The sequence below is a fragment of the Shigella sp. FC1967 genome (genome assembly GCF_001743005.1).
Lineage (GTDB): Bacteria > Pseudomonadota > Gammaproteobacteria > Enterobacterales > Enterobacteriaceae > Proteus.
Genome location: NZ_MIIZ01000589.1, coordinates 1 through 7,097, shown reverse-complemented (window position 1 = coordinate 7,097; position 7,097 = coordinate 1). Strand labels below are relative to the sequence as shown.

5 protein-coding genes are annotated in these 7,097 nt (G+C 38.1%); 4 read left to right on the top strand and 1 reads right to left on the bottom strand.

Annotation, left to right across the window (positions count from 1 at the left end):
* The first annotated feature begins 108 nt into the window (after positions 1-108).
* The 4 genes from focA (at position 109) to BHE89_RS06195 (ending at position 5,396) form a co-directional block, all read left to right on the top strand.
* Positions 109-963: a formate transporter FocA gene (focA, locus tag BHE89_RS06210; RefSeq protein ID WP_069368182.1), complete on the top strand. Its 855-nt coding sequence runs from the start codon at positions 109-111 to the stop codon at positions 961-963.
* Positions 964-1,017: 54 nt separating this feature from the next.
* Entirely contained in the window at positions 1,018-3,300 is a 2,283-nt protein-coding gene (gene pflB / locus BHE89_RS06205) for a formate C-acetyltransferase (RefSeq protein ID WP_069368181.1), read from the top strand.
* A gap of 106 nt (positions 3,301-3,406) precedes the next feature.
* Entirely contained in the window at positions 3,407-4,147 is a 741-nt protein-coding gene (gene pflA, locus BHE89_RS06200) for a pyruvate formate lyase 1-activating protein (RefSeq protein ID WP_069368180.1), read from the top strand.
* A gap of 370 nt (positions 4,148-4,517) precedes the next feature.
* On the top strand, positions 4,518-5,396 hold the full coding sequence (locus BHE89_RS06195; protein WP_069368179.1) for a BPSS1780 family membrane protein: 879 nt from the start codon (positions 4,518-4,520) through the stop codon (positions 5,394-5,396).
* A 108-nt stretch (positions 5,397-5,504) separates the two neighbouring features.
* On the opposite strand, the gene allD is transcribed toward BHE89_RS06195, so the two are convergent.
* Positions 5,505-6,554 (bottom strand): ureidoglycolate dehydrogenase, encoded by a 1,050-nt coding sequence (allD, locus tag BHE89_RS06190; protein WP_069368178.1) that lies wholly within the window; start codon positions 6,552-6,554, stop codon positions 5,505-5,507.
* Between the last annotated feature and the right edge of the window lie 543 nt (positions 6,555-7,097).

The following is a 7,097-nucleotide window of genomic DNA, read 5'->3' as shown; positions in this document are numbered from 1 at the left end:
AAATGGGATTCTAATGAGTGACTATGATCCATATCAATTTTAGATGTAAGCCCCTTTGCTACTATTATTGCGTGCTATAATTATTCCAACATATAAGAGAGTGTTAGTATGAAAGCTGACAGCCCTTTTAATTTATTATCACCTGCTGATATGGCAAAAGTTGCCGATGATGCATGTTGTTATAAAGCAAATAAACAGATCCCAATGACTTATTTATCTGCATTTACTGCGGGAATGTTTATATCAATTGCTTTTGTTTTTTATATTACTGCTACTACAGGTACCGCATCTGTTCCTTTTGGGCTGGCTAAATTAGTCGGTGGGATCTGCTTCTCTTTGGGGTTAATGCTCGTTGTCGTTTGTGGCGCGGATTTATTTACCTCAACTGTTCTTACTATTATTCCTAAAGCAACTGGACGTATATCTTGGAGCAAAATGTTTGCTAACTGGATAAATGTCTATCTTGGTAACTTTATTGGCGCACTCTTTTTTGTCGCATTAATGTGGTTTGCTGGTCAGCATATGGTAGCAAATGGGCTTTGGGGGCTGAATGTTTTACAAACTGCGCAACATAAACTTGAGCACACGTTTATTGAAGCTGTTTGTTTAGGTATTCTTGCTAACTTAATGGTTTGTCTTGCAGTATGGATGAGCTATGCAGGTCGTACGCTGATTGATAAGCTTTTTGCACTGATTTTACCTATCGGTATGTTCGTTGCTAGTGGTTTTGAGCACAGTATCGCTAACATGTTTCTTATTCCTTTAGGTATTGTGATTAAGGATTTTGCACCAGCAGAATTCTGGACTAAAGTAGGTGCATCACCCGAACAATTTTCAAATTTAACTGTATCAAATTTTCTCTCTAATAATTTATTACCTGTCACTATCGGTAACATTATTGGCGGGGCAGTCCTAGTCGGTCTGGTATACTGGTTAATGCATCTGCGCGGTGACAAACATTAATCCGTGCAGATATGACTGATTTCTTAAGTTCCATTGTAAAAAGGTAGAAGTATCATGTCTGATTTAAATGAAAAATTTGCTGAAGCATGGAAAGGTTTTTCTGAAGGTGAATGGCAGAACGGTGTTAACGTTCGTGACTTTATTCAAAAAAACTACACTCCATATGAAGGCGACGAATCTTTCCTAGCAGGTTCCACTAAAGCAACTGATACACTTTGGGAACAAGTTATGGAAGGCATCAAAATCGAAAACCGCACGCACGCGCCGGTTGATTTTGATACTTCTGTTGCTTCAACTATCACTTCTCACGATGCTGGTTATATCGAGAAAGATTTAGAACAAATCGTCGGTTTACAGACTGATGCACCTCTAAAACGTGCAATCATCCCATTCGGTGGGATCCGTATGGTTGAAAGTTCTTGCCACGCTTATAACCGTGAGCTAGATCCAGAACTGAAAAAAATCTTTACTGATTACCGTAAAACTCACAACCAAGGTGTTTTCGATGTTTATACTCCAGACATCCTAAAATGCCGTAAATCAGGTATCTTAACTGGTCTGCCAGATGCATATGGCCGTGGTCGTATCATTGGTGACTACCGTCGTGTTGCACTGTATGGTATTGAGTTCCTGCGTAAAGATAAATTTGCCCAATTCACTTCTTTACAAGAAAGAATGGAAAAAGGCGAAGATTTGGAAATGACTATTCAACTGCGTGAAGAAATCGCAGAGCAGCACGCTGCTTTAGGTCAAATCCAAGAAATGGCGGCAAAATATGGTTACGATATTTCTCGCCCAGCTCAAAATGCAAAAGAAGCCGTACAATGGACTTACTTCGGTTACTTAGCCGCTGTTAAATCTCAAAACGGCGCTGCAATGTCATTTGGTCGTGTATCGACTTTCTTAGATATCTACATCCAACGTGATATTGAAGCAGGTTTACTGACAGAAGAACAAGCTCAGGAATTAATTGACCACTTAGTCATGAAATTACGTATGGTTCGTTTCTTACGTACTCCTGAATATGATGAGCTGTTCTCTGGTGACCCAATCTGGGCAACAGAATCTTTAGCAGGTATGGGTTTAGATGGCCGTACTCTGGTAACTAAGAATACTTTCCGTTTCTTAAATACCCTGTACACAATGGGTCCATCACCAGAACCAAACATGACCATTCTGTGGTCAGAACAACTGCCTATCAACTTCAAAAAATACGCAGCAAAAGTCTCAATCGATACGTCTTCAATCCAGTACGAAAATGATGACTTAATGCGTCCTGACTTCGACAGCGATGACTATGCAATCGCATGTTGTGTTAGCCCAATGGTTGTTGGTAAACAAATGCAGTTCTTCGGTGCTCGTGCAAACTTAGCGAAAACCTTACTGTATACCATCAATGGTGGTGTTGACGAAAAACTGAAAATCCAAGTAGGTCCAAAACATGCGCCAATCATGGACGATGTATTAAACTTCGATACCGTGATGAACCAAATGGATCACTTTATGGATTGGTTAGCAACTCAGTACGTTACTGCGTTGAACGTTATCCACTACATGCACGATAAATACAGCTATGAAGCCGCTCTGATGGCACTTCATGACCGTGACGTATATCGTACAATGGCATGTGGTATCGCAGGTCTGTCTGTTGCTGCTGACTCACTGTCTGCAATCAAATATGCAAAAGTTTCTCCTGTCCGTGATGAAAACGGCTTAGCGATTGACTTCAAAATTGATGGCGAATACCCACAATTTGGTAACAACGATCCTCGTGTAGATGATATCGCTTGTGACTTAGTTGAACGCTTTATGAAGAAAATTCAGAAACTGCGTACATACCGTAATGCGGTACCTACACAGTCAATCCTGACTATCACTTCAAACGTTGTTTACGGTAAGAAAACAGGTAATACTCCAGACGGTCGTCGTGCAGGCGCACCATTCGGACCAGGTGCTAACCCAATGCACGGTCGTGACCAAAAAGGTGCGGTAGCTTCTCTGACTTCTGTTGCAAAACTGCCATTTGCTTATGCGAAAGATGGTATTTCTTATACCTTCTCAATCGTACCTAATGCATTAGGTAAAGATGATGATGTTCGTAAAGCTAACCTTGCTGGCCTAATGGATGGTTATTTCCACCACGAAGCAGGCATCGAAGGTGGTCAACACCTGAACGTCAACGTGATGAATCGTGAAATGCTGTTAGAAGCAATGGAAGATCCTGAGAAATATCCTCAGTTAACTATCCGTGTTTCTGGTTATGCCGTTCGCTTTAACTCACTGACTAAAGAGCAACAGCAAGACGTTATCACCCGTACATTTACACAAACAATGTAATTTGATAACTCATGCATTTATTTACTGAGAAAGTAGATAAAATCGCTTAGAATAAAGGCCCCTACTTTGGGGCCTTTTTATTAGACAGTTTTGGAGTAACCCTGTTATGTCCGTACTTGGTCGTATCCACTCATTTGAATCCTGCGGTACTGTTGACGGTCCCGGAATACGTTTCATTGTTTTCTTTCAAGGATGCCTAATGAGATGCCTCTATTGTCACAACCGTGACACATGGGATACTCATGGTGGGCAAATCGTCACCGTTGATGAACTCATGAAAGAGGCGGTTACCTATCGTCATTTTATGAATGCTTCAGGGGGCGGTGTGACTGCTTCAGGTGGCGAAGCAATTTTGCAAGCAGAGTTTGTACGTGATTGGTTCCGCGCATGTCAAAAAGAAAATATCCATACTTGCCTAGATACTAACGGTTTTGTTCGTCGTTATGACCCAGTCATTGATGAATTAATGGATGCCACTGACTTAGTGATGCTCGATCTAAAACAAGTCAATGATGAGATCCATCAGAAACTGGTTGGTGTATCAAACCAGCGTACGCTTGAATTCGCTCGTTATTTAGCAAAACGAGGTCAAAAAACATGGATTCGCTATGTGGTTGTGCCAGGTTGGTCTGACGATGATGATTCTGCTCATCGGTTAGGTGAATTTATTAAAGATATGAAAAATATCGAAAAAGTAGAACTTCTTCCTTACCACGAACTTGGCAAACATAAATGGGTCGCTTTAGGAGAAGAATACAAACTAGATGGCATTCATCCACCGTCCAAAGAGACGATGGAGAATGTAAAATCAATACTTGAATCTTACGGCCATAAAGTTATCTATTAAGTTATTTTCCTTAATATTAATTTAGAAGCAGCGGTTTTAAGCGCTGCTTTTTTGTTTATAAAGTAAAACCACATTAATACTAGAGAAAGCATTATTTTTCATATCTCTTTATTCTTCTCATCTTATGTCATCCTAGTCTGAATAGTATTTTTTGAAAATAATATACTTTTTATGAGATTAATGATTTTTACACTATTTTTGTTTTATTTTTTTATTATCAATATGAAATGACCAACATATTTAAACATGTCTTTATAAGATTATCCTTAACCTATATTAGCTTTAATACTGTTGATTAATAACAAAACAAAAAGATATTATAGAAGACTTATATTTTATAAACAAAGATATTGGGATTAAGGTACAGGAAATGGAACAAAACAATAATTCATCGCCAACAGAGCCACAAGAGGTATTTACGCCTATTCCTCAAGCGCGAGGTGCCGCAGGCGGCGTTCGCTGGTTAGGGCTGGGGTGGGATTTAATAAAAGAGCGTTTTTGGATGTGGATAGGCGTTATTATTATCTACTTTATCGTTAGTCTTATTATATCGACTATTCTTGGATTTATTCCGCTAATTGGTCCGATTATCTCACCTTTTATTACGACTGTATTAGCCGCAGGTATTGTGGCAATTGCCCATCAACAGTATGAAACTCAGCGAATTGATGTTGATAACTTATTTTTTGGTTTTTACAACAAACGTTACCTTAGCTTGATGGGTGCTTACGGTATTAGTTTTCTAATTTTACTTGCTGGTATTATTCTTGCCGTTATCGTCAGTAGTGCGGCGATGATGGATATTTTTTATGCTATCAATAGTGATTATCCAGAAGAAATTATTGCTGAAATGATGTTAGATAACTCTTCTGGCTTTATGCTGTTTTTTATTATTATGGCTATCTTTGGTGCACTGAGTACGGCAGCTTATTGGTTTGTCCCAGCTTTGGTGTTAGTCAACGGCTATAAAGCATTTCCTGCCGTTAAAGCAAGCCTTTCCGCAGTAAAAATAAATTTAGCAGGTGGTTTTTTCTTCTTTATTTTACTGTTTTTTATTCTCGCCATTAGCCTTATTCCATTTGGTTTAGGATTATTAATTACTATTCCTCTTTCTTACACTGCGATGTATGGCTCTTATCGTGATATTTTTTATCACCATAATGTAGACAACCAAGAAAATAGCGGTGGAAATGGAACAATTTCTCTTAATAAAACGGCGGGATCTAATATCGGTAAGTTAGTGAGCTAATATACAATTTAATTAATTAAACCGAAAAATAACGTTTTTATTTACACCCCAACAGTTAAACATCAACGTTGGGGTGTTTTTTATTATCTAGAATAAATCAGCTCATCATTAACTCGCGAACGGATTTTTATTATCATAAGATTTATTGTAAAGTACGTCAGATATTAAATAGTTATAAATTTCATCAACAATTTCAATACCTTCTTTTTCACTTCTTTGTTCTTCGATTTGACTGTTTTCTCCAGGATAGAGAACTTTATCTACATTCGGTGCAGGCTTAATAGCATTTAACTCACTCATAACCTGTGAGATATGTTCTCTAAATATTGTGGCATCAGTAAAGAAAGCAGGATTAATCACAATATGCAATTGGCCGAGTTCTCGCCCTTCGGTTAAATCGTGATACATCGAACTGACATGCTTACCAAAAGGAAGCCCAAGCAAGATCCCAGACAACACATCAACCATCATCATTAAACCATAACCTTTAGGCCCCGCAATAGGCAATAATCCTTTTACTGCAAAGGGATCCGTCGTCGGTTTTCCACGCTCGTCGACTGCCCAAGTATCGGGTATATCCACATGCCGTGAACGTGCATCTAGTACCTTACCCCATGCCTGTACAGTTGTTGCCATATCAAATGTAATATGTTTATCACCGACTCCGGGAGCTGAAAAAGCGATAGGATTCGTACCATAATAAACTTCTGAACCACCAAAAGGAACAACCATGGGATCGGATTGGCACAGTGAAATACCTATCATACCTGCTTGTGATGCTTGTTCTACAAAGTAAGACAATGCGCCACTATGACCGATTCGTCTTACGCCAACAACCGCAACGCCCTTTTCTTGTGCTATTTTAATTGCACGTTCCATTGCCTCGCTCGCTGCAACATGCCCAGCACCATTATCACCATCAAATACAGCACTACATGGTCCCGTTTCAGTATAAGTAAAATCAGGAGCCGTATTGGTACCACCTTTGCTGATCCGCTCAGCATAATACTCTACACGTACAGCACCATGAGAATGAATACCTTTGGCATCAGCATGGACTAAGACATCGGCTACCGTATCCGCATGAGCGTCACTTAACCCTGCATGATGTAATTTATTTTTTATTAATTGATGTAACTGCTGTTTAGAAACTATCATAAATTATGCTCTTTGGTTGGGTTCTAATTAAACAGACATACCATAAAATCGCAGAAGTAAATTCGAGTGATAGATCTAATTTAACAGCATAAATAGGATCTGCCGTGATCGGTTTAACCAATGGCAGATTGCATTATATTTTTATTTAATCTTGCTTTATTTAGTAAGAATTTTTTTATAATCATCTATTAATTTGATACTTTATATGTATATTGAAACCTATTTTTATTGATGGGAAATTATAAGTAACATCTGCTGTTTTTTATTTCCACATAATATTATGTATCACTTCTTTATATTAAAGAGCATGAAGTTTTATCTATTTCTTTTGATCAATTAGATTGATTTCAGTACTCTATGGCAATAACTATAATTTATGGAATAAAATAAAAATGCCAAGTAAAGAAATATTAAAGAATTTAAAGTATTTTGAAAAAAAAGCCATTAATTCATTATATTAACTATTCTCTAACTAAAGAGGCTGAAAAAAAATATATTAAATGGTTGGCTACCTGCCTGTATGGAAGATAAGTGGCTTTCTTA